This window comes from Rhodocytophaga aerolata, assembly GCF_030503435.1.
Lineage (GTDB): Bacteria > Bacteroidota > Bacteroidia > Cytophagales > 172606-1 > Rhodocytophaga > Rhodocytophaga aerolata.
Genome location: NZ_JAUKPO010000008.1, coordinates 230,145 through 252,476, shown reverse-complemented (window position 1 = coordinate 252,476; position 22,332 = coordinate 230,145). Strand labels below are relative to the sequence as shown.

Annotated in this window: 18 protein-coding genes; 10 read left to right on the top strand and 8 right to left on the bottom strand. The window is 42.1% G+C overall.

The features are described from left to right. Positions 1-202: 202 nt before the first annotated feature. From Q0590_RS16330 to Q0590_RS16320, 3 genes are all read right to left on the bottom strand, one after another. Entirely contained in the window at positions 203-628 is a 426-nt protein-coding gene (locus Q0590_RS16330; RefSeq protein WP_302038642.1) for an OsmC family protein, read from the bottom strand. Positions 629-824: 196 nt separating this feature from the next. Then, positions 825-1,217 (bottom strand): hypothetical protein, encoded by a 393-nt coding sequence (locus tag Q0590_RS16325; protein WP_302038641.1) that lies wholly within the window; start codon positions 1,215-1,217, stop codon positions 825-827. 593 nt (positions 1,218-1,810) lie between these two features. Continuing rightward, a complete protein-coding gene (locus Q0590_RS16320; protein ID WP_302038640.1) occupies positions 1,811-3,610 on the bottom strand; it encodes a tetratricopeptide repeat protein in 1,800 nt (599 codons plus the stop codon). A 250-nt stretch (positions 3,611-3,860) separates the two neighbouring features. Here Q0590_RS16320 and priA point away from each other — a divergent pair, with 250 nt between their 5' ends. From priA to Q0590_RS16290, 6 genes are all read left to right on the top strand, one after another. Continuing rightward, a complete protein-coding gene (priA, locus tag Q0590_RS16315) occupies positions 3,861-6,374 on the top strand; it encodes a replication restart helicase PriA (RefSeq protein ID WP_302038639.1) in 2,514 nt (837 codons plus the stop codon). Positions 6,375-6,453: 79 nt separating this feature from the next. Beyond that, positions 6,454-7,614 carry a sugar phosphate isomerase/epimerase family protein gene (locus Q0590_RS16310; RefSeq protein WP_366970447.1) on the top strand — a complete coding sequence of 387 codons (1,161 nt, stop codon included), beginning with the start codon at positions 6,454-6,456 and terminating at the stop codon, positions 7,612-7,614. A 155-nt stretch (positions 7,615-7,769) separates the two neighbouring features. Beyond that, positions 7,770-9,998, top strand: coding sequence for an ATP-dependent helicase (locus Q0590_RS16305; RefSeq protein WP_302038638.1), 2,229 nt, complete (start codon positions 7,770-7,772; stop codon positions 9,996-9,998). Positions 9,999-10,234: 236 nt separating this feature from the next. Continuing rightward, positions 10,235-10,915, top strand: coding sequence for a DUF4290 domain-containing protein (locus Q0590_RS16300; RefSeq protein ID WP_302038637.1), 681 nt, complete (start codon positions 10,235-10,237; stop codon positions 10,913-10,915). A gap of 297 nt (positions 10,916-11,212) precedes the next feature. After that, complete coding sequence (gene murA, locus Q0590_RS16295) at positions 11,213-12,520, top strand: UDP-N-acetylglucosamine 1-carboxyvinyltransferase (RefSeq protein WP_302038636.1); 1,308 nt, start codon at positions 11,213-11,215, stop codon at positions 12,518-12,520. A 196-nt stretch (positions 12,521-12,716) separates the two neighbouring features. Then, positions 12,717-13,124, top strand: a complete 408-nt coding sequence (locus Q0590_RS16290) for a DUF4890 domain-containing protein (protein ID WP_302038635.1) — start codon at positions 12,717-12,719, stop codon at positions 13,122-13,124. 81 nt (positions 13,125-13,205) lie between these two features. On the opposite strand, the gene Q0590_RS16285 is transcribed toward Q0590_RS16290, so the two are convergent. From Q0590_RS16285 to Q0590_RS16275, 3 genes are all read right to left on the bottom strand, one after another. Then, the gene (locus Q0590_RS16285) at positions 13,206-14,693 is read right to left on the bottom strand and encodes a TolC family protein (RefSeq protein WP_302038634.1); all 1,488 of its coding nucleotides are present in this window, start codon (positions 14,691-14,693) and stop codon (positions 13,206-13,208) included. Beyond that, positions 14,686-16,023, bottom strand: coding sequence for an ABC transporter permease (locus Q0590_RS16280; protein WP_302038633.1), 1,338 nt, complete (start codon positions 16,021-16,023; stop codon positions 14,686-14,688). The genes Q0590_RS16285 and Q0590_RS16280 overlap by 8 nt, the downstream gene beginning before the upstream one ends. Positions 16,024-16,198: 175 nt before the next feature. Next, on the bottom strand, positions 16,199-17,482 hold the full coding sequence (locus Q0590_RS16275) for an efflux RND transporter periplasmic adaptor subunit (RefSeq protein WP_302038632.1): 1,284 nt from the start codon (positions 17,480-17,482) through the stop codon (positions 16,199-16,201). A 343-nt stretch (positions 17,483-17,825) separates the two neighbouring features. Here Q0590_RS16275 and Q0590_RS16270 point away from each other — a divergent pair, with 343 nt between their 5' ends. From Q0590_RS16270 to Q0590_RS16260, 3 genes are all read left to right on the top strand, one after another. After that, positions 17,826-18,593, top strand: coding sequence for a class I SAM-dependent methyltransferase (locus tag Q0590_RS16270; protein ID WP_302038631.1), 768 nt, complete (start codon positions 17,826-17,828; stop codon positions 18,591-18,593). Between the two features lie 877 nt (positions 18,594-19,470). Next, the gene (locus Q0590_RS16265) at positions 19,471-19,755 is read left to right on the top strand and encodes a hypothetical protein (protein WP_302038630.1); all 285 of its coding nucleotides are present in this window, start codon (positions 19,471-19,473) and stop codon (positions 19,753-19,755) included. A 159-nt stretch (positions 19,756-19,914) separates the two neighbouring features. Then, positions 19,915-20,109 carry a hypothetical protein gene (locus Q0590_RS16260; protein WP_302038629.1) on the top strand — a complete coding sequence of 65 codons (195 nt, stop codon included), beginning with the start codon at positions 19,915-19,917 and terminating at the stop codon, positions 20,107-20,109. A 133-nt stretch (positions 20,110-20,242) separates the two neighbouring features. Here the strand turns inward: Q0590_RS16260 and Q0590_RS16255 are convergent, their stop codons facing one another. Both Q0590_RS16255 and Q0590_RS16250 read right to left on the bottom strand, forming a co-directional pair. Next, entirely contained in the window at positions 20,243-20,818 is a 576-nt protein-coding gene (locus tag Q0590_RS16255) for a hypothetical protein (RefSeq protein WP_302038628.1), read from the bottom strand. A 106-nt stretch (positions 20,819-20,924) separates the two neighbouring features. Next, positions 20,925-21,764 (bottom strand): sugar phosphate isomerase/epimerase family protein, encoded by an 840-nt coding sequence (locus Q0590_RS16250; protein ID WP_302038627.1) that lies wholly within the window; start codon positions 21,762-21,764, stop codon positions 20,925-20,927. Between the two features lie 348 nt (positions 21,765-22,112). Here Q0590_RS16250 and Q0590_RS16245 point away from each other — a divergent pair, with 348 nt between their 5' ends. Beyond that, positions 22,113-22,319, top strand: coding sequence for a hypothetical protein (locus Q0590_RS16245; RefSeq protein ID WP_302038626.1), 207 nt, complete (start codon positions 22,113-22,115; stop codon positions 22,317-22,319). Positions 22,320-22,332 lie beyond the last annotated feature (13 nt).

Genomic DNA, 22,332 nt, shown 5'->3' with positions numbered 1-22,332 from the left:
TTATGGCAGATTCTACCTTATTTTAATTAGTTGCCTATGCAGGTATATTAGGTAATATACTATTCTCTCTTTACAAAATAAGTATACCTGTATATTCGGCTATTGTACCCCAAGAGCTGTTTAATATGGGAAACTAATAGAAAGTACAAAGGGCCAGAGTGTAATATAGATCTATCTACTCTTGGCCCTTTATTTTCTTTGCTTAGGCTTCTAGCTTAGCAGTCATGGTAATATTGGCATTCAACACTCTGGAAACCGGGCATCCGGCTTTTGCTTTGTTAGCCAATTCTTCAAACTTAGCTTGGTCAATGTTTGGTACTTTTCCCTTCAGGTCCAGGTGGATAGCGGTTATAGACCAACCGCCATCTTTATTTTCCATGGTCAGGTTAGCCGTAGTATTTAAGCTATCGGCAGTAAATCCTTCGCCATTCAGCATAAACGAGAGTGCCATATTAAAACATCCGGCATGCGCTGCTGCAATCAGTTCTTCAGGGTTGGTGCCAGTACCTTGTTCAAAGCGGGTATGAAATGAGTAAGCTGTATTATTTAGTACACCACTCGGAGTAGTTAAATTACCTTTTCCTTCTTTACCGGTGCCATGCCATACGGCTGATGCTGTTCTTTTCATAAAAAATGCGGTTTTAGTAAAATATTTAAAAATGCGGTTTTTTGGTCAATATAATTACTAATCTGAATAAAAGAAAAAATCCATACTCTTTGTTTAAGAATATGGATTTGAAGGGTAAATATTTGTAAAGTTTATATCAATAGGGTATGAGTTAAGTGTGCATACTAAATTAATGAAACACTAAAGCTAATAACTATTAGTTGATATCTGCTCCAACAAGTTCGTGCTCTAACTCATCCGCTACTTTCGCTACCTCTAGGATCATATCTTTGATTAACTGCTCTGTACAATGATCTAATAAAGCGGCGGCAGCTACTTTCAGGTATCCTTCATGGATTACTACTTTGCTGTAGAACAACTCCTGGTTAAGTTCTAACATAGCTTTGTGGTCAATACTTTCGTTCAGTTCACAGATTCTGGACATAAACTCTACCACTTTTACATTATTCCTGTTGATCAGGTATCCGGTTACATTCTGGTAACGGTATCTGGTAACTGGTACAGTAATGATGGTGTTCTCGGCTGAATACTCAAGGAATTTTCCATTGATTTCATCCGCAATTTTTTCCATAGTTAATGAGAGGTTCATATGTATTTAAGTTTTGAGTGAAACTATAGTTGTGTTTATATAAAATTTGATCTTTATTCCAGGCTAAAAACACTGATAGGGGTAAGTTACTGCTTTCTGTTTTGAGTTAATAATTTTCTGACTATCAAACATTTGAGGTAAAATATCTCGAATGTAATATATACTTTTTTTTGCTAGTTCTCAATTGTTGATTTACAAAATTTTTATTTTTCGGCTTCTTCTTACGTCTGCTTTGTAACCTTTAATACTGCTTTTATAAGATTAGTAAACCCTTTTTTGTAATTTTTTTTGATTTTTTTCAGAGAAATTGATGTTATTTTTATGCAAATCTGGTACGCATGTGTTTTAGAGGAATAAAGCAATTATTGTGCGTAATCTTTCTTTTTTAAGAAGCTTATCAGTAGGTTTTTCCATTGTTGTCAGCTAAACCTTATACAGAAGGCAAGCAGCCAAGTTATGGGGAATAGCAAAACAGGCAGAAGTGTGTGTTACTAATGCAATAGTAACTAATCAATCATTATACTTGAAGAGAGACAAGCGTTCACCTGCTCTACCAGCAATCAGGAACAGGAGAAATATATTTCCGGTATTTGCTAGAATCTGGAAGCTGTTAACTGAACGTCGGCTCCGTTCCATGCCTGCTTAATTTGTTGCTCTAAGGCAGTAGCATCGGCTTCTTTACCTTGTTTATGCAAGCTTTGTTGTAAGCCTACTAACGACCAGCCATTTTCCCGGTGGATTTCCAGGTCTTTCAAATATACTTTTTCTGCTTCTGAAGCTAAGCCGGCATCCAAAAGTACGGCACCCAAACTATGCCGCACAGGCTGTGGCCAGGAGCGGGGTTCATCATACTTCAGATCGTCTTCCAGTTGCACAGCCTCTTTTAGTAATGTAATTGCTTCTGTGTATTGTTTCTTTTTGGCCGCTATCTCTCCGGCTAGTACTTTATAAGCAATAGGCAACAAGCTAGAAGTAGGATTTTGAGATGCGAATATAGTGCTATAGGTTGTATCGTTACGTAAAGAATCTAAAGTAGCTAATTGCTTTTGTGCCTGGCCTATCTGCCCTTTGGCTATATAAGCCATCCCTCTGGCATAATGCCACATAGCAGCAGCATGTTTTAACTTTTTACCCGGATATGGTTCGGTAAGTATTTCATTCCACTTGCCGAACCGTAAATAAGCGAAGAGGGGCAAGACATGAAAATTCTGTAGAAAAGGCATTTCTTCTATTAAAGCCGGGTTAGCTCTGGAGGCTGTTTTACGGGCCATTTCAATGGCTACCCGGCTGTTTCCCTCCATAGCTGCTGCTGCCCATATAAAATGAATATTATGTGGGTAATACCCCGTTGGATATTCTCCCTGAGCCATATACTGTGAAATATACTCTTCGTCTACTTCTACTGCGCGGATATTGGTCTGCCGGGCATCTGCATAGCGGCCCACCCGCAAGTAAATATGGGCAGGCATATGTACCAGATGCCCGGAGCCTGGCATTAATGCGGCCAGCCGGTCAGCACTAGGTACCGCCCGGTCAGGATTGTTAGAGGCCTCTACCACATGGATATATAGATGGTGAGCACCAGGATGGTCAGGAAACCGTTTAATTACAGCTTCCAGCGTAGTAATGGCTTGTGCTATTCCCGGTCTGGGCAGGCTTTCTTTAGTCCAGTAATCCCAGGGTTTGCGGTTCATTAAAGCATCGGCATACAAAGTACCAGCATCCGGATCATTCGGATATTTTCCTGCCAGTTTACCCATGGCCACAGCATACGCAGAATCCAACTGGCTTTGTGGTATAGCTGCATTATTGCTGAAACGTTTGGCCATTGCCTCTATATAGGCTTTCTCTTTGGCAGAGGCTTTTGCTTTCAGCGACAAGGCTTTTTGAATAGCTTCGTACCCCATCTGACTTCTTTCCTCATTTATAGGAGAGTTGATATTAGGCGCCAGAGCTAAAGCTTGTCCCCAGTAGGCCATAGCACAACCAGGATCAAGCCGGGCAGCTTCCATGAATGACCGGTGAGCTTCGTAATGATTAAACCCGTAAATAAGCCGCAATCCCTGATTAAAATAGGTTTGTGCCTGCGAAGATTGTGTACTGATGGTGTGTTGGAGAGTACCAAGTTTATCGAATAGCGGAGGCACGGGCCCCACAGTATCGGTTACTTGTCTGGCAAAGGATACTGGTGAACTGCAAAAATTTCCGGGATCTGCCGGTGGCCAATTGCCAGGTAAAGCAGCTTTTGTAGACTCAGCAGCTAGCCTAGGTAAGCTGATAAAAGTTATACTACTGAAGCCGGGAAGTGCAGACTCGTCTATACTTGTTTTAATGGAACAAGCAGCCAGGCAGCTGTAGAGAACTAAGGCGAAAAGGAGGGAACGTGGTTTCATGGGGGTAGGGGTCGTAATATGTATTAATTGTGACAGGGAAAAAGCAATAAACCTGTAGATATAGACAAATGTATTAGGTAAAGCTTTAAAAATCAACTGTTTAATTTGCTTTTATTTTATCTGTACGCTGCCCGCTTTCACATTGGGTAGAGCAAATTATCATGCATAAATTTAATTAACAGTGTATGAAGGGGTTAAAAAATTTAACATTAGTGGTACAGGTTTTCTCTGTAAATTGCCATACCTAACTATGATGACAGATCTGCCACAAGTATCATTGCTCCCCGACGAGAACCGGACTACTCTATTTGTCGATGTGATTTTGCCTGTATCAGTGCCGAATTTATATACATACCGGGTACCGCTTGAGCTGAATGAACTTGTTAAGGTGGGTGCCAGGATAATTGTACAGTTTGGGAAAAGCCGTGTGCTTACGGCAGTAATTGCCAAAATCCATCAAACACCTCCGGAAAAATACCCTGCCAAATACTTACTGGAACTGCTCGACGAACACCCCATGGTTACCGGCCATCAGTTGGAGCTGTTTTCCTGGATGGCTGATTATTACATGTGCTGTATAGGAGAAGTATTGAATGCCGCTTTACCCTCTGGCATGAAGATCAGCAGTGAATCGCATTTGCAGTATAATCCGGATTTTGATAGCAGTATACCTCTGTCTGATACGGAACATTTGTTGTTGGAAACCATTAAAAAAAAGCAATCCCTGTCGTATGAAGAGGCGGCAAGTCTGGTAGGGCAAAAGCATTTGTATAAAATTGTAAAGTCCCTGATTGCCAAACAAGCCATTATTATTATAGAAGAGGTAAAGGAAAAGTATAAGCCCAAGATTGTAAAGAAAATACGCCTGCTAGAGATCTATGAACAACGGGACAATCTACAAGCTCTCTTCCAGATACTGGACAAAAAGCCTAAGCAACTCAATATTCTGTTAAAGTACTTACAACTAGTACCTGTGCTGAGCAATCCGGTTGTTAATAAAGAGGGCGTAGATAAAAGTTTGCTAACCCAGGACGATGCTTCTGCTTCTTCACTGAAGACGCTGATCAAGAATAAAATTGTTGAAGAATTTGAAATAATTGTTTCCCGCTTCGAAGAGGGGAGTCCGGTAGAAAACTACCAGCTGAAGCTGACAGATACGCAGCGGCAAGCAGCAGATGAGATCCTGCAGTGGTTTAAAACAAAAGATACAGTGCTGTTGCATGGCATCACTGGCAGCGGTAAAACAGAAATTTACATTGAACTTATCAAGCAGGTATTAGATAGCGGATCTCAAGTATTATACCTGCTACCGGAAATTGCCCTGACTACCCAGATGGTGAACCGGCTTCGAAAAATATTCGGCGACAGCATGGGCATCTATCACTCCAAGTTTTCGGATAACGAACGGGTAGAAATCTGGAAAGGCGTACTGAATGGGCAATATTCCTTTGTAATCGGCGTGCGTTCAGCCATCTTTCTGCCATTCGATAATTTAGGGCTGATTGTCGTAGACGAAGAACACGAAACATCCTATAAACAGCATGATCCGGCTCCCAGGTATAATGCCAGAGATGTAGCGTTGATGGTGGCTAAAAAACAATATGGCAAAGTGTTACTGGGTTCCGCTACACCTTCGTTCGAGTCATACTATCATGCCAGAACAAGTAAGTATGGGTTTGTAAAGTTAGATAAACGGTTTGGTGAAGCTCAGCTGCCAGAGATTGTACTGGTTGATACCCGCATGGAACGTCGGATGAAAAAGATCAAAAACAATTTTTCTACGGTGCTGATTGAGGAACTGCGGCAGAACATGGAAAACCGGCAGCAGTCTATCTTATTTCAGAATAGGAGAGGCTATGCACCCTATATTGCCTGTGAAGAATGCAACTGGATTGCTCAGTGCCAGAATTGTGCTGTCAGCATGACGTATCACTTGCATAACCATGAACTGCGTTGCCATTACTGTGGACATACAGAAAAGTCGCCGGCCGTTTGCCCAGCCTGCGGTTCTACAAAAATTCTGACCATGGGCTATGGTACCGAAAAAATAGAAGATGAACTGCAACTATTGCTACCTCATTCCCGCCTGGGCCGCATGGACCTGGATACTACGCGGAAGAAGAATGCCTATCAGCAAATTATTGAAGCCTTTGAAGCCGGGCAAACTGATGTACTCATCGGTACACAAATGGTTAGTAAAGGACTGGATTTTGAAAGAGTAAGCCTGGTAGGTATTTTCGATGCTGACCGCATTATCAACTTCCCGGATTTCCGCTCCCATGAACGGGCTTTCCAACTTATTACCCAGGTAAGCGGCCGGGCCGGCAGGCGCGATAAGCGGGGTAAAGTAATTATCCAGACCGCTAATGCCGGACAACCTCTTTTGCAAAATGTGATTGATGGAAATTATACCGGCTTATATGAGAAGGAAATGCATGACCGGAAAAAATATAACTATCCGCCCTTTTGCCGCATGATCCGCCTCACCGTGAAGCATGTGCAGCATACCTTGGCCGAAAAAGCAGCTGCTGTATTAGCTGGCCGTTTATTAGAAAAACTAGGGATGAATCGAGTACTTGGACCAGAGTCACCTGTGGTAAACCGCATCCGGAACCAGTATTTAAAAGATATTATTATTAAACTTGAGAAGGACAACATTAACCTGAAAGCCGTAAAAGAGATGATCCGGAATGAAATGCAGGAGGTATGTACGCAGAAAGAATTCCGCCAGGTAACCATCGTAGCGGATGTAGATCCGTTATAAGAGATATTTCTATAGTATATCCGTGTGAAATTATATCCTTTATATTGGAAACCGATAGTAAAATAAACACCTTATACATATGCAACCCCTGAACAACCCCATCTGGGTAATGAGTTCTGCTTTTAAAAAGCTACAGTTACCCGAAATCATAGAAAAAACCAAAGAAATGGGTGCACAAGGCATAGACCTGTGTGTGTTCCGCCACGATGGTACCCGCAAAGATCACGTAGCTACCCACCTAAATTATGAAAACTTCACCCTGGAAAGTGCCCGCCAGGTAATAGAAGCGTTTAACAAAGCTGGATTAAAATTATCTATTGGAGCTTTCGAAAATCTGATTGGAGGCGACCCAGCAGAAAGGCGCAAAAATCAGGACCATCTGCTGCGTTTAATCCGGATGGCTCACTTGCTGGGAGGTAATGAAAATGGCGTAACAGTGGGCACCTTTGTAGGCTACAACCATGAATTAGGTGTACAAGAAGGCGGTTTCCAGAAAAATCTGGATGAATATGTAAAAGTATTTAAACCCATTATCCAATATGCCGAAGATCTGGGAGTAACCCTATTGTATGAAAATTGCCCCATGGAAGGCTGGCGGCCTGAAGGGTATACCAGTACTTTTAATAACCTGACTGGTGTACTGGCGGCCCGTAAACTGATGTATACGCTTATTCCCAGTAAGGCCCATGGCGAAATCTATGACCCTTCGCACGATGTATGGCAGCATACCAATCCGGTGGATGTTATTCAGGCTACTGATATGAAGCGGCTGCACCGAATCCATGTAAAAGCTACCCGTAATCTGCAAAACCAAGTGCGTACCTATTGGGGGAGCATGTACCCAATGCAGACAGTAAACCCAGCCTTAGCACAACAAGCAGGCGTACCTATTCCTTCTCATAGCTGGGACCGCCATAACTACGAAGCCATGATGCCCGGCTTTGGCGGCTCCGACAGCATGGACTGGCGGGCTTTTGTAGATACACTCAACGAAAAAGGATTTACCGGAGCTTTTGAGATGGAAAATGAAGCCAATAATTCCAAAGGTACAGATAACCTGGGAGCCATTGTGCAAGGTTTCAAAGCTACCATATATTTCCTGTCACCTATGTTATGGCCACTGGCAGACAATGGCTATCAGTATAATAGAACAACTGAAAAGCCATTGAAAGAAGCAGCTAGCAAGGATATTCCAATAGTGACAATGGAAGAGCTACAGAAGAGAACTGTAACTGTATAATGAGTACTACTAGCTTGCCTTCTCTACGAAATCTGGCAGTTTCGGAAACGCTACCAGATTTCGTGGTGTGGACTGCAATTTTCTTCCCAACAGCTATCCTATACTTCCCGATTAAGTGTTAACTTGCACCTCATTTTACAGAGACAGAGAGCAGCATGGACTACTTAGAAGGCTTAAATGAACCCCAGCGCGAAGCCGTTCTGCAAACAGAAGGCCCCTTAATGATTATCGCTGGCGCAGGTTCAGGTAAAACACGCGTACTTACTTACCGGATTGCCCATTTGATCTACCATGGAGTAGACCCATTTAATATACTGGCCCTAACCTTTACCAATAAAGCTGCCGCCGAAATGCGCCAGCGGATTGAGAAAGTAGTAGGTACCGAATCCAGAAATGTGTGGATGGGAACGTTTCACTCTATTTTTGCCCGTATCCTGCGTATAGAAGCAGATAAAATTGGCTATTCCAGAGACTTTTCCATTTACGATACGGACGACTCCAAATCCCTGATCCGGTCTATTTTGAAGGAATTAAGCCTGGATGATAAAATATACCGGGTTGGCGGAGTGTTAGGCAGAATTTCCGGAGCCAAAAACCGCCTGGTTTCCGTCAATGAATACCTGCGGAATACGACTATCCAGGCGGATGACGAGGCCAACCGGATGCCGGAAATGGGCAGGTTGTATAAAATATATCAAGACCGGCTGCGGAAATCTAATGCTATGGATTTCGACGATCTGCTGTTTAATACCAATGTGCTTTTCCGCGACCACGTAGCGGTGCTTAATAAATATCAGCAAAAGTTTAAGTATGTAATGGTAGATGAGTTTCAGGATACCAATATTTCGCAGTACCTCATTACCCGCAAATTGGCCGCTGTCCATCAGAATATTTGTGTGGTAGGCGATGATGCACAGAGTATTTATGCATTCCGTGGAGCCGACATTCAAAATATTCTCAACTTTGAGAAGGATTATCCGGATCTGAAAGTAATTAAGCTGGAGCAAAATTACCGCTCTACCCAGAATATTGTAAAAGCGGCCAATTCGGTTATTAATAAAAACAAAGCCCAGCTCCGCAAAAATGTCTGGACGGAGAATATAGAAGGCCCACTGATTGATTTAATCAAAGCCTCATCGGATAATGAAGAAGGCAACCTGATAGCCAATTCGATTTTTGAGGAGAAAATGAACAATTCGCTCCGCAACAGTGATTTTGCTATTCTCTACCGGACCAATGCCCAGTCACGTGCCTTTGAAGAAGCCTTGCGGCGGCGTAATATCAAATACCGGATTATTGGTGGAGTGTCATTCTACCAGCGGAAGGAAATTAAAGACCTGATCGCCTATTTGCGGTTTACTGTAAACCAGAACGACGAAGAGGCATTTAAACGCATTATTAACCTGCCTAAGCGTGGCATAGGTGAGAGTACAGTTGCTAAAATAGTGGTTACTGCCGATGAGAATAACATTAATTTATGGGAAGTAGTAAGCAAAGTGCAGCAATTTATGCCTGGCAGGCTGGCGGCACCCATTGATAATTTTTCTACCCTGATCAAAAGCTTCAAAGTAATTGCCAATCAGAAAGATGCTTTTGAAACAGCTACGCATGTAGCCAAAAATTCCGGTTTGCTGAAAGACCTGCATGAAGATAAAACGGTAGAAGGCCTGGCCCGCTACGAAAACGTGCAGGAATTACTCAACGCTATTAAAGAGTTTGTAGATAATCCGGAGAATGAAGACAAAACCCTGAGTTCATTTCTGCAAAGTGTATCGCTACTAACCAGTGCCGACGACGAAAAAGATACCGATACCGACAAAATCACGTTAATGACAATACATGCGGCTAAGGGCCTGGAATTTAAGCATGTATATATTGTAGGTATGGAGGAAGATTTGTTTCCTTCGCAGATGATGCTAGCCAGCCGGGCGGATCTGGAAGAGGAAAGGCGGTTGTTTTATGTGGCCATTACCCGAGCAGAAAAAAAACTGACACTAGCCTTTGCAGAAACCCGGTATAAGTTTGGCCGCTTAAAAACCTGCGAACCCAGCCGCTTTCTGAATGAAATTGATCCGGCTTTTATCCGCATGGATAAGTCATTGAACGGCCGGGAGGCGGCGGCTGCTACCCTGGTAAAAAGTATGACACCCCGGAAACCTACCGTGGTGCCTGCTAACCTACACACGCCCTCGCAGGATTTTGTACCAAGCGATACTTCTCAACTTACCGGGGGAATGAAAGTAGAACATCCTAAATTTGGATTTGGTATAGTAAAAGATGTAGAAGTGCAGGGAAACGACAAGAAAGCCAGGATAGATTTTGAAAAAGTTGGCGAAAAAACTTTATTATTAAGCTTCGCAAAATTGAAGATTCACACAAATTAGTTAGATTCACAAAACGTAAATAACTAGTATAGCGTATTTCTGGTATATAAAATATGCCGGATTACTTGCTACCTATGGAGAACAACGTAATTCTTCTATGCTGGCAAGTATCTGACAGGCTTGTTAAACCATTTTAATTGAATTAATCTGGTATGAAATGTTTAAAGAGTAAATCTTATAAGCATAAGCATTATTGAAGCATTCCATGTGGCCGTAGAAAACAAAATTATTTACACATGAAAGCATTTATTTATAACACACAACAAAACGATCTTATATTGAAAGAGTACGGTAGAAATGTCCAGAAACTCGTAGATCATATCATCACGATTCAAGACAAAGACAAGAGAACGAAGTATGCACAACTTCTGGTGGAACTTATGCGCCAGATTCACCCAAACATGCGCGACAACCAGGACTATTCCAACAAACTCTGGGATGACCTGTACATACTATCGGGTTTCAACCTGGAAGTGGACAGCCCTTATCCCATGCCAGAAAAGACATTGCTGGGCAAAAAACCAAAGCGGGTAGGCTACAATACACATGAGTTGCATTACAAACATTATGGCCGCAATGTAGAACTAATGATTGAAAAGGCAATTGTGATGGAAAATCCGGACGAACGCTTTGCCGCCATTGTACACATTGGGCGGTTAATGAAAAGCTTCTATTCGACCTGGAACAAAGAGAATGTAGACGATGCCCTGATTGTAGAACACCTGCGGGAACTTTCAGACAATAAGCTGGAGATCAGTCTGGAGAAAGTAAAAGCAGAAGGTTTATTTGATGCCTCAGGCAAAGAACGTACTGATAACCGGGATAACCGGGGCAGCGGTGGCGACCGTAATAAGCCTTACGGGAACAATGCCAACAAGAAAAACAACAACCGTAAAATGGATAAAAAAAGAAAGTAACCGCTAAATGGTTACTTTCTTTTTATAAAATACGTATGCGTAAGGTACTTCCGGCTTTTTAAATAAATAGGTGTTGCAAAACAATGCATAGCTAAGAAAAACAGGAAGTTAGCCGTGTATTACTATACCTTTTTCACCGAGCAAAGGCTGTTTGCTCGGTTACATTTCCGGGTTTTTACCTGAATTTTGTTTTTTTACTACATGGTTAACTAATTAAGCGTATACAATTGAAAGTTTTGTATGCAGAATAACATATATCTTTAATTAACCATTAACTATTTACCCAGCTTACCTTTTATGCTTTCATTCAAGATTCAAGGCGGCCACCGTCTCAAGGGAGAAATTATTCCACAAGGTGCCAAAAATGAAGCCCTGCAAATACTTTGTGCAGTATTATTAACTGCCGAGCCTATAATCATCCATAACGTACCAGACATCCGGGATGTTAATAAATTAATTGAACTTCTGGCAAGCATGGGGGTAAAAGTGGAAAAGCTTAACACCTCCTCATACCGCTTCCAGGCCAATAACATTGATCTGGAATATCTGGAATCGCCGGCCTATAAGGAGAAAGCGGCTGCCTTGCGTGGTTCTATTATGGTGCTGGGTCCTTTATTAGCCCGTTTTGGAAAAAGCAAAATACCTAAACCAGGTGGCGACAAAATTGGCCGCCGCCGGTTAGATACCCACTTCCTGGGTTTCGAGAAGCTGGGCGCTAAATTTACTTACGATTCACACGACAGTTTTTACCACATAGATGCCAGCAATCTGAAAGGCACTTATATGTTATTGGATGAGGCTTCTGTTACCGGTACGGCTAACGTAGTAATGGCGGCCGTATTAGCCAAAGGTAAAACTACTATTTACAATGCAGCCTGCGAGCCTTACCTGCAGCAATTATGCAAAATGCTCAACCGCATGGGAGCTAAAATTGAGGGTATTGGCTCTAACCTGTTAACGATTGAAGGAGTAGAGATATTGAAAGGCACTGAGCATACCATGCTTCCCGATATGATTGAGATTGGTAGCTTTATTGGTATGGCTGCTATGACCCAGTCTGAAATTACGATAAAAAATGCCAGAGTAGATCAGTTAGGCTTAATTCCGGAAGTTTTCCGCAAACTGGGCATCAACCTGGAGATTAAAGGTGATGATATTTTTATTCCAGCCCAGGAACATTATGAAATAGAGACGTTTATTGATGGATCGATTATGACTGTAGCCGATGCGCCATGGCCAGGTTTTACGCCAGATTTAATCAGCATTGTGCTGGTTACAGCAACCCAAGCCAAAGGTACCGTACTTATTCATCAGAAAATGTTTGAAAGCCGCCTGTTCTTTGTAGATAAACTGATGGAAATGGGTGCCCAGATCATTCTCTGCGATCCACATAGGGCAACTGTTATCGGCTTGAACAGAAGTGTGCCTTTGCGGGGAATGCGTATGACCTCTCCGGATATTCGTGCCGGTGTATCTATGCTTATTGCTGCTCTTTCTGCTACTGGTACCAGCATAATTGATAATGCAGAGCAAATAGACCGCGGCTATCAGCATATTGACACCCGTCTGCAAAAACTGGGTGCGGTAATTGAACGCATGGAATAAAAAAAATAGATAAATAGATTTTCTGAAGAGACTGCTAATCAGGCAGTCTCTTTTTGTTTGTAGCCCTTGCCCAAAAAAAAATCTCCATGCCATTAAACCTTCTCTCTTTCCTGCTCTCTAACAGATAGATTTTAATTTTCATCACCTATATACACGAAATGGCCATTCGATGTGTGTAGTAAACAATTGTACAATCATGAAAAAATTTAGTGTTATTGTATTTATAATAATGGTATCCTGGGGTTATTCGTTTGCCCAGGATGGCACTGCACAAGCCAGAGGAGAAAGAAAAACCATGGAAGAACGGGTAGAAATCCGGACTAACAAAATGGTAGGCGAGTTAGCCTTAACTCCAGAACAAGCAGCAAAGCTTAAAGAAATACACCTGAAGCAGGCAGAAAAAATGAAGGCTATGCGTGAAAAGCAGGCAGCAGAAAACCAGACATTCCGCCAGGAAGCAAAAGCTATTGCTACGGAAACAGAAAAGGAATACGAGGCTATTCTAACCCCTGAACAGGTAGAAAAATATAAGCAAAGTAAAGCCCAAAAAGCGGATGGAAAACGGCCTGGACACAAAGAACCCAGAAAGCGTAGTAAACGCTAGCGCTTGCTACAGTGGTTTAAGCAGAAAAGCCGGCTAGTAAAGGCCGGCTTTTTTGTTGTGTTAGCAGTTGTCTCCTTGAGTTTATTTATCGGGAGAACTAATCGCTTGATTGGTTTCAAAATCATATAAAGTTAGCTGACGAAGGTTGTAATGAGCCATCCAAAAACTTCGTAGAGAGGCGACATAATCACGTTTGGCTTTGTCTTTTTCCTGCAAGGCAATATTTAGATTTGTAATGTCTATCTTCCCGATCAGGTACCTGTTTTTGGAGATATCATACCTTTTCTGGGCCACTTCATCTGATTTACGTGTTATTTTCAACTGGTCTTTTAACATCCGGTAGTTGCGTACCTGGGTATAAATTTCCTGTTCAAAGTTGAGCACATCCTGGCCAACAATGTTTTTCGTAACATCCAGGTTAGCCATGGCTACTTTACGTCTGGACCGGCTGCGTCCCCAGTCCATAATGGGTATATTAAATCCAACCTGTAAGGTTTGTTGCGGAACCGTGTTTGCATAGGAATCGCCTACTTGCGTCAGCGATGCGCCAGTGGTACCATAGGTAGCTACAATATCTGCATTCAAGCCGTTATCTCCTTTTGCTTTGGCAACATCCCGTTCTGCTTCCAGTAACCTTCTTTTAAAACCAATAACCGCTTGCCGGTTCTTATTCGCTTCTTCAATAGCTTCGCTTTCGTCTACTTCAAAGGTGGGGATAGAATCAGGTCTCACTAACTGGATGGGTTGATTATCTGTAACTCCAATAAAAATTTTCAGCCGCAGGGTAGATGTTTCCAGGTTAAGCTTTGCCTGGGAAACAGCCTGGTCAGAATTCATAGCCGTAAGCTCCAGTTGCAGCAATTCATCTTCGGCTATCTTACCCAGATTATACCGGCCCTGGGCTATTTTATAAATAGTGTCGTTATTCGCCTGGTTCTTAAGAGCAATCTCCAAATTAATTTGTTCCAGTAATAAACTAAAAAACCGGTCGGTAGCTATCACAGCAATTTCTTCCAAATCTTCCAGATATAACCGCTTGGATTCTTCAAACTTCAAAGGTTCTATTCTTCTGTTCCACTGTAAGGCATTAAACTGGAAAAGCGGTTGCTGATACCCTACCAGAAAGGGCCGGGAATTGTAGTTAATAGTGCGGCCATCGTTAAAATTATCAATGCGGTTAAGCCGGGAAGTAGCAAAAAAACGCCCGCCTGTAGCCCCTACATTCTGCTGCAGCGATAAACCTACATCTGAGTTAGCATAATGCTGAAGTCTGGCATCATAGCTTCCATCTGGCTGCAAAATAGGATTATATGCTTTTTCGTAATTAGGTAGTGTTCCAAACAGAAATAGTTGAGGCATATAATCGGATTTGTAGGTCCGCCACTGCCAGTAACTTAGCTCTTTATTATTAGAGGCCTGATAATAGGAGGGAGACTGCCTTTTGGCCAGGTCAATAACATCTTCCAGGGTTAGTACCACCGGCGGTTTTAGGGTGTCTACTTCCTGGGCTTGTATGCTTCCTGCACTAGTTAAAAGAAGAACAAAGAAAAGAAAAATACATTTATTCATACCGGAGAGAGGTTATAGGGTTTTGATTAGCAGCCCGCCTGGCAGGTGCAATGCCGAATACCAGGCCAACAAACGAAGAAATACCAAAAGAAATGACAATAGACATCGGAGAGATAATGGTCGGAATGTTGGCTATATGAGAGATCAGAATAGCAATAGAAATTCCTAAAAACACGCCAATTAACCCGCCAGTTAGGCTGATCATGGTAGATTCCATCAGGAATTGAAGAATAATATCTTGTTTTTTAGCCCCAATAGATAAACGCAAGCCAATTTCTTTAATCCGTTCCAGCACGGAGGCCAGCATAATGTTCATAATGCCAATGCCGCCTACCAGTAGCGAAATACCGGCGATAGCCCCTAGCACAATGTTAAAAATATCTTTTGTGCGCTGCTGTTGTTTGAGCAGTAGTTCAGGAATGCTTATTTCATAATCGATCATGTTGTTGTGCCGACGCTGCAGCATCCGGGATATAACCTCAGAGCTTGGCGTGAGAAACTCAGTTTCGTTTACTTGCACCACCATGCGGTCTATCTGGTGGTAGTTTTTTGCTTCTTTGTTTTGTTCTCCCTCATTTTGTTGATTTTCATTAGCTGCCCGCTGAATCATAGCTTCGGTAAGCAACGACCGGTTAGTATACCGCATCAGCACAGTTTTCAGCGGTACATATACATCCATATTATAGTCGCGGATGCCTAGTTTAGATACCGAGTTTTCAGAGATCAGCCGTTCGTCCAGCACGCCGATAATTTTCAGCCAGTGTTTGCCGCATTTAATGTATTTGCCCAGTGGTTCTTCTTTGGTAAAAAATCTGGTCTGAATTCCTTTGCCAATAATGCATACTTGCTCCCCATGCGATAGCTGGTGATCATTAAACATTTTGCCGCTTTTTAATGAAAAATTGCCTATATCAAAGTAGGTAGGTTCTACGCCTACCAGCTTGGCAGACCGCCTGACACCATTTTTGATAATATTGGTTTCCAGCAGAATTTCCGGACTTACTTTGCTAATACCTGGGATATGTGCTTTTATGCTTTGGGCATCGGCCAGTGTCAGGCCCGGAGAATAGGTTTTCTTTTCCTTTTTTCCCTCTTCTGCTTCTACTTTTTCCTCTTTCTGCTCGACAATGGGGGTAATTACTACATTGTTTACCCCTACCAGTTTTATCTGTTCAAGAATTTCCTGCTGGGCGCCATTGCCTACCGCAAGCATAGAAATAACAGCGGCTACTCCGAATATAATACCTAAGGCAGTTAAGGTAGAACGCAACTTATTGGCTTGTATCGCTTCAAAAGCAATTCCAAGATTTACGAAATATTTGGTAAGCATTGAGTGTTGTGCTGATGGTTGATGTGCGAATGTGCAGGTTCCAAAATAGCGGGTAAAACGCTTGTTCCTCACGAATTTCCCCCGCCAGTAATAAATTTAATAGAGACCCTAATGGAATTTCAGGAGTTCTGTTGCAGACTTCCTATACACTGTCCTGAAATTGGTAGCAAAGCTGTTACTCTCTGGAAGTAATGGCAGGGGCAGCCGGGGATGCAGGTAACAAGACGAGTTGTTTGCTTTCTGCATTTTTTGGCACAGACAGGTATAAGTCGTCGCCTTCTTTTACACCTTCTATAATGACAGCCTCATTATCGTTGGTTTGCCCGATTTTTACTTGTTGTTTAACTATACTCGCTCCGCTTTTTTTGAATACATAGGTAAGGCTATCTCCCTGACTGTGCAAGCATTCCAGGGGAGCAAACAGCACATCTTTTAGCTTATTAGCCACAATGTTGTTACTGGTAGTCATGGCTGGGCGGAGGGTAGTATCACTTTCGTTTACCTGAATATTGACCTCAAACACTTTGGAATCGGAATTAGGCATTTGTTCACCTACGTTGGCTACAGAGATAACTTTGCCGCTAAGTTTTTTCTCGGGGAAAGCATCCAGGCCAATCCGCACAATCTGGTCTTTTTTAATTTTCCGTATATCTACTTCATTTACATAAGTTTTGGAAAGCATAACCGACAGGTCGGGCAGCGTGGCTACGGTGGGGTCCCAGGGTTGTATGGTAGATCCTACTGTTTTTTTCCGGCCATTCCATTCTCTCTGGTAAATTACCATGCCGCTTTCAGGAGCATTGATGGTAAACTCCTTCATAATATCGGTAATCTGTTGTACGCGGCTCTTATTCTGGTCTACCAATACGGCTACTTCCTGCATTTTGGCAGCTGCCTGGTTTTTCTTAATGCGGTAATTTTCTTTGGCTTGTTCGTAGCTTCGTTTGGCTTTCTGCATATCTATTTCAGCCTGGCGGATAGTGGCTGGCGGTTCGTATTTAGATTGTTCCAGCACTATTTCTTTTTCTTTTACCGTAAATGCCAGGTTTGTTAATTCGTCGCGTGCAGCCCGTAAGGTAAGGGTAGTATCTAGTTGGGTTTGTACAAACCTCGATTCTTCTTTCTGAAGTTCGGTTTCCCGTTCTCTGAGTTTATTTCCAATTTCAGTTTTGTCCAGTAAAGCAATATAATCTCCTTTTTTTACAGCCGTTCCCTCAGCTACCAGATCTGAAATTTTTACCTGCCATATCTGGATGGCTTGCAAAGAAGATGGACCAGTAATGCGTACAGAATTTTTTGCCTCTAATTCGCCGGAAGCACTTACCAGAATCTCAAATTCCCCTTTCTTCACCGGTACGAGCATATCTGCATCTGCTTTACTGCCAGGACGTAAAACAAACCAAGCGGCTGCCAGGACTACAATAAGCCCTATAAGTACATATAAGATTTTGCTTTTCATAGGAGGTGGGTTAGGTAGATAGGTTTAGTTAAAAGCTTGAAATATTAAATATAATCTAAAATAGTTAATACTCGAACGGCTCTATAGTATATTTTTTTTATGTTTATCTTTGCCGCTACAAGAAATTAAGTGAACACGAGAGACAACAACTAGGTAAGGTGATAGAATAATTCGGGTTTTGCTGATGGTATAAAATTATTTTCAGTTAGGAAGGCATGCTGTCAGTAGAAAGCAAACAAAATTTGGAAATCTTTACAAATGCTGTCTGGAATGCTTACTTCATGAAACTACCCTATTGGAAGAGTGTGCAGAGCACTCATTCACTCAATTACGCATCCTCTAAATGAAGCAGATAATAAGTTTTGTTATCCGGCATGTGCCGCGGAAATACCTTCAGCTGGTTAGTCATGTTGCCCTCAAAGCAATAGCTGTTTTTTATAAGGGAAACGCCGTGGAATGTCCGGTATGCCATAGCCAGTTTAGTAAATTTATGCCCTATGGGCGTACAAATCCCCGTAATAATGCGCTTTGCCCCAATTGCCTTGCCCTGGAACGGCACCGGCTGATGTGGCTGTATTTGCAGAAAAAAACGAATTTCTTTAAAGATCCTCTAAAAGTATTGCATGTGGCTCCGGAACATTGTTTTATAGACCGTTTCGAGGCCATGAAAAATCTGGAATATATTACGGCAGATATTGAGTCCCCTTTGGCCAAAGTAAAAATGGATATTCATGCCATTCCTTTTGAAGCCAATACTTTTGATGTAGCCTTTTGTAACCACGTAATGGAACATGTGGATAATGATATTCAGGCCATGCGTGAATTACACCGCGTACTAAAGCCGAATGGCTGGGCTATTGTACAATCGCCAATGGATGTTACCAGGGCTACTACACTCGAAGATCCTTCCATTACCTCCGAAGCAGACCGTGAAAAATATTACTGGCAGAAAGACCATGTACGCCTATATGGCCTGGATTATAAAGATAGGTTAGAAAAAGCTGGTTTCCAGGTGAAAGCCGATACCTTTGTAAAAGAGCTGGAAAAACAGGTAGTAACAAAATATGCCCTTCCCGAAGGAGAAATTGTGTATTTCTGTAGAAAAATATAAATACTGATAAAAGAGTCTGGTACTTAGGTGTCGCCTGTTTTTATATAAAAAATTTAGTGTTGAGCATACAAGTATGCATACCTGCGCCTGCATCCGTCTAATTGCCATCGTCTGCAAAATTACCTAGTTACCCATTTTTAGCCAATCGGGTGAGTGATGCCAATGAGTACCTCGGTATATTATTGCTAGTGCCTTTCTGCTTTGTTTTATCTATATGCACTTTCTGGTGGATTAGTTTAAAGCTAGCAGCTTGAGTATAAACTTCAGTTGAGAAAAATCCGGTTCTATTTAATTGCTTTTTAATATGATTTTAATGCTTTATTAATGATTGTTTGGTACATTTAAGGATGCCAGGTATGGTGAGAAATCTTCTGGTAAAGTTGTTATGCTAAAGGTCTACTGCTATGAATAGTTGTCCGCCAATCAAATATTGGTTTATATCTGGCCTGCTGGCTCTGATAGTAGGATATACGTTCAATGTAAATTTAACGGCTCATACCTTTGTATCTGCGGTAAAACACCAAAACATCAGCCAACAAAATAAGCTAAGTTTTGAATTACCCTGCTACCCCTCTACCCCTGTAGAATTTACGCGCGATAATCAACTTTCTGCTCCCGGATTAACGCTTAAATCAACAGATCCATCACTTAAGAATTTACTGTATACTTCGTATTGCCTGGATTATATTATATTCATATCCGGCAAAAAGAACAGCTTATTCCAGATAAGCCCATACCTCCATCAACGTTGCCCCCTCTATTTATTGTACAGAGTTTTGCTGAATTAGACTTGTACTATCTTTCTGCTACGCTTACCTGCTAATTTTTATTAGCAGCCCATCTTTTATTATTCTCACCCAAATAAAATTGTATTGCCATGATAGGTATTAAAAATATGTCAATGAATTCCATAGGTCATATCCATTTTAGCAAAAAAGACGCCTTAGCTGAACAGCAAGCCCGGGAAAACCGCCAGTATTTGTTGAGCAAAGCGCAATGTTTAGGAAACCTTTTCCATCAGCCAGTAAACATAGTTTATCAGGCAGATGACGGAGAAATTCAACAAGTAGAATCAGTAGTATGGTCAGTGCTTGAAGATTATATGCAGGTTACAGGAGGGTATATTATTCCTGTGCATGCTGTATTAGCTGTAGAGTTATAGTAGAAAAGAACCGCCGAGCTACTTGGCGGTTCTTTCACATACTGTATGTTGGATTTCTAGGGCAATGGCTGATCAAAAGCTAAAAAAGTCTCTGCTTCTTATGCCTTTATTCGTTGCACATCGTCTGGTTATGGGTTACTTACTAAACATTTACTTCTATTGAAAACTACTTATTTGGAGTACAGTAAATACATTCTTGAAAAAGTTAGCTTTGATAAAAGCTTATTTGAAAAAGAACTACTAAAAGCCATTGAAAACCTTGCTGATACGGAAGTACTGGAACTCTATCAGTGGTGCCTCGATTTATACAGCAGCGACTACTATACTATTATCAGCCATTGCTTCAATATATGACGTTGATTTTGCAGGCAAAGTAAAGACTGCATGAACTGAAAATTCACTGTTTTATGCCAGGCTTTCCAGAACGAAACGTAGAACTTTTTCTTTTATACATTTGCCTCTTATTCAATTCTTACCAGATAGTTATTCAGTGATTTTTATTGGTATAGCTATTTTCTTCTGCTTGCCACCTTTTTATAGCATCCTTCAACCATTGAGGCTTATTATGCATGTCTATTTTTGACAAATCGTAGGTTTTTGTCAGCTGTTGGGCGTGTTCGTAGAGTTCTTCTAGGGGTGGCACATCCCAGTCGGCTCTTTCGGCATCGGTTGTTTGCGGGTCTACATCCCATACTCTTAATCTGGTTCCATCCGGCACATACTGGAGTCCGTACTTTTGCGGCTTGCCCTGATACATCAGCCACCGGTCGTAAGCTGCTGCAGCCAGTTTTCGGGCAGGTGCATACTGTAGTTCTACACTTTTTAGGGCACAGGTATAGGCTTGCCAGAAATCTTCCGGACAGTCTCCATGCAGAAAAATAATACAAGCATAAAAATAATCTTCCCCTGATAAACGTGTTGCCGATTCTATAATAGCTTGAACCTTTGCTATCCGTGCTTTTATCCGCATCCGCATTGCTTTATGTTCAGGCGTACTATCTGGAGGCTGATTGAGGCATTCCTGCTGGTCTTCGTCAAATAGTAAAGTTAACTCTTGATTCATGGCTTTTGCAGAAGTACAAAAAGTGAAGCCCAGAAGTTGATAACCAATGGCCGGAAATAAGATAAGCTTTAGTTTTCCCAGCCACTGGTTAAGTTCTATATGTATTCTAAAGTACTTTCAATACACCCCGGATATAGCCAACTGATTCTGCAGAGCCCGGTACCGGATCATCACCATCTTTCTCGTATTCCAGGGATACAACATGTTTGTATTTTGCTTTTACCAGTGCCTTTAGAAAAGCAGGTATATTTATAACTCCCCGGCCAATTTCCAAAGGGGTATCTTTGCCGGTAGAGCCTGTTACATCTTTTATATGAATATCGTAGAGGCGATTCGCATATTTGGCAGCCATTTTTGCTGGGTCTTGCCCAATGCGCTGGGTATGCCCAATATCTATACACAGGCCAATCCGGTTATCCAGATCTTTTATTTTTTCATAAACCGATTCAGGGCTGGGGTATACTTCATCGCCTGGGCCATGGTTGTGAATAGCCAGCATAATATTGGTTTCTTTCACTTTTTGCTCGGCCAGGCTCAACAGGTTATGAGACGGTACGCCAACAATCATTTTAAATCCGGCCTGCCGGGCGTAGTCAAACGCCTTGCTTACTTCGTCTTCGGTTTTCATGTAAATTACCCCACCCCCATACAGATCAAGGCCTGCTTCCCGTACCTGGGCTACCCGGGCTTTTAGTTGCTCCTGAGTTAAACTTAACGGCAAATGGAAATCTTTCAACGCCACATGTTTTAACTCAAGTTTTTTGCAGATAGCTATTACTTCGTCCAGGGTAAACTTACGTAAGGTATAAGAAGCCATACCCAGATTCAGTTTATCCTGTACAGCGTTGGAAGAAGCAAGCGAAGGGGAGAAGCCAGAGAGCAGCGTGCTTCCCAATACGCCGGCCCCGGAGCGTTGTAAAAATTCTTTACGGGTAATCGTAGACATAGAAATCGGAAAAATTAATTGTAGAAGTTTAGTTAATCACTGTCCTTGCGGCAATGCGCGTCAATATAACAAATAATAGAAGGAATAGAAATAAATAAAGCGAGATTATGCCTCCGGCACCTGCCGGATCTTTGGAAAACTACCTGAAAAGCTACTTTTGGTGTGGGTCCAAGCAGGCTGACTATTTTTTACAAAGCTCTGGTTTAAGGACAGATGCATCCAGGATAAAGACAAAACTTTATTATGGGCTTCACGTAAGTGTCCATAGGTTGTATGGCCTTAAAACAGACCGGCTTAACGCGGGTTTGTGCTTGCCCCATACGGCAATACTATAATCTGAAACTCTATATGCTAGAAATGATATATCCGCCTAACCCAGGCCAGAATCCGGAAATTCCACCGACACAGGAACCCATTCCAAACTCGCCGGTACCAGAACCCTATTCACCTCCGCGTGAGCCGGAAACACCACCAGTGCAGGAACCGTCTACCCCTCAAGTTCCTGACCCTTATGTTCCGCCGATACAGGAACCGGGTACCCCTTTACAGCCTTGAAAAATGTTGGATT

What these genes read in the sequence shown, in the direction of transcription:
- Q0590_RS16330 (WP_302038642.1), bottom strand. Translation starts at nt 628, where the DNA reads ATGAAAAGAACAGCATCAGCCGTATGGCATGGCACCGGTAAAGAAGGA.
- Q0590_RS16325 (WP_302038641.1), bottom strand. Translation starts at nt 1,217, where the DNA reads ATGAACCTCTCATTAACTATGGAAAAAATTGCGGATGAAATCAATGGA.
- Q0590_RS16320 (WP_302038640.1), bottom strand. Translation starts at nt 3,610, where the DNA reads ATGAAACCACGTTCCCTCCTTTTCGCCTTAGTTCTCTACAGCTGCCTG.
- priA (WP_302038639.1), top strand. Translation starts at nt 3,861, where the DNA reads ATGATGACAGATCTGCCACAAGTATCATTGCTCCCCGACGAGAACCGG.
- Q0590_RS16310 (WP_366970447.1), top strand. Translation starts at nt 6,454, where the DNA reads ATGCAACCCCTGAACAACCCCATCTGGGTAATGAGTTCTGCTTTTAAA.
- Q0590_RS16305 (WP_302038638.1), top strand. Translation starts at nt 7,770, where the DNA reads ATGGACTACTTAGAAGGCTTAAATGAACCCCAGCGCGAAGCCGTTCTG.
- Q0590_RS16300 (WP_302038637.1), top strand. Translation starts at nt 10,235, where the DNA reads ATGAAAGCATTTATTTATAACACACAACAAAACGATCTTATATTGAAA.
- murA (WP_302038636.1), top strand. Translation starts at nt 11,213, where the DNA reads ATGCTTTCATTCAAGATTCAAGGCGGCCACCGTCTCAAGGGAGAAATT.
- Q0590_RS16290 (WP_302038635.1), top strand. Translation starts at nt 12,717, where the DNA reads ATGAAAAAATTTAGTGTTATTGTATTTATAATAATGGTATCCTGGGGT.
- Q0590_RS16285 (WP_302038634.1), bottom strand. Translation starts at nt 14,693, where the DNA reads ATGAATAAATGTATTTTTCTTTTCTTTGTTCTTCTTTTAACTAGTGCA.
- Q0590_RS16280 (WP_302038633.1), bottom strand. Translation starts at nt 16,023, where the DNA reads ATGCTTACCAAATATTTCGTAAATCTTGGAATTGCTTTTGAAGCGATA.
- Q0590_RS16275 (WP_302038632.1), bottom strand. Translation starts at nt 17,482, where the DNA reads ATGAAAAGCAAAATCTTATATGTACTTATAGGGCTTATTGTAGTCCTG.
- Q0590_RS16270 (WP_302038631.1), top strand. Translation starts at nt 17,826, where the DNA reads ATGAAGCAGATAATAAGTTTTGTTATCCGGCATGTGCCGCGGAAATAC.
- Q0590_RS16265 (WP_302038630.1), top strand. Translation starts at nt 19,471, where the DNA reads ATGATAGGTATTAAAAATATGTCAATGAATTCCATAGGTCATATCCAT.
- Q0590_RS16255 (WP_302038628.1), bottom strand. Translation starts at nt 20,818, where the DNA reads ATGAATCAAGAGTTAACTTTACTATTTGACGAAGACCAGCAGGAATGC.
- Q0590_RS16250 (WP_302038627.1), bottom strand. Translation starts at nt 21,764, where the DNA reads ATGTCTACGATTACCCGTAAAGAATTTTTACAACGCTCCGGGGCCGGC.
- Q0590_RS16245 (WP_302038626.1), top strand. Translation starts at nt 22,113, where the DNA reads ATGCTAGAAATGATATATCCGCCTAACCCAGGCCAGAATCCGGAAATT.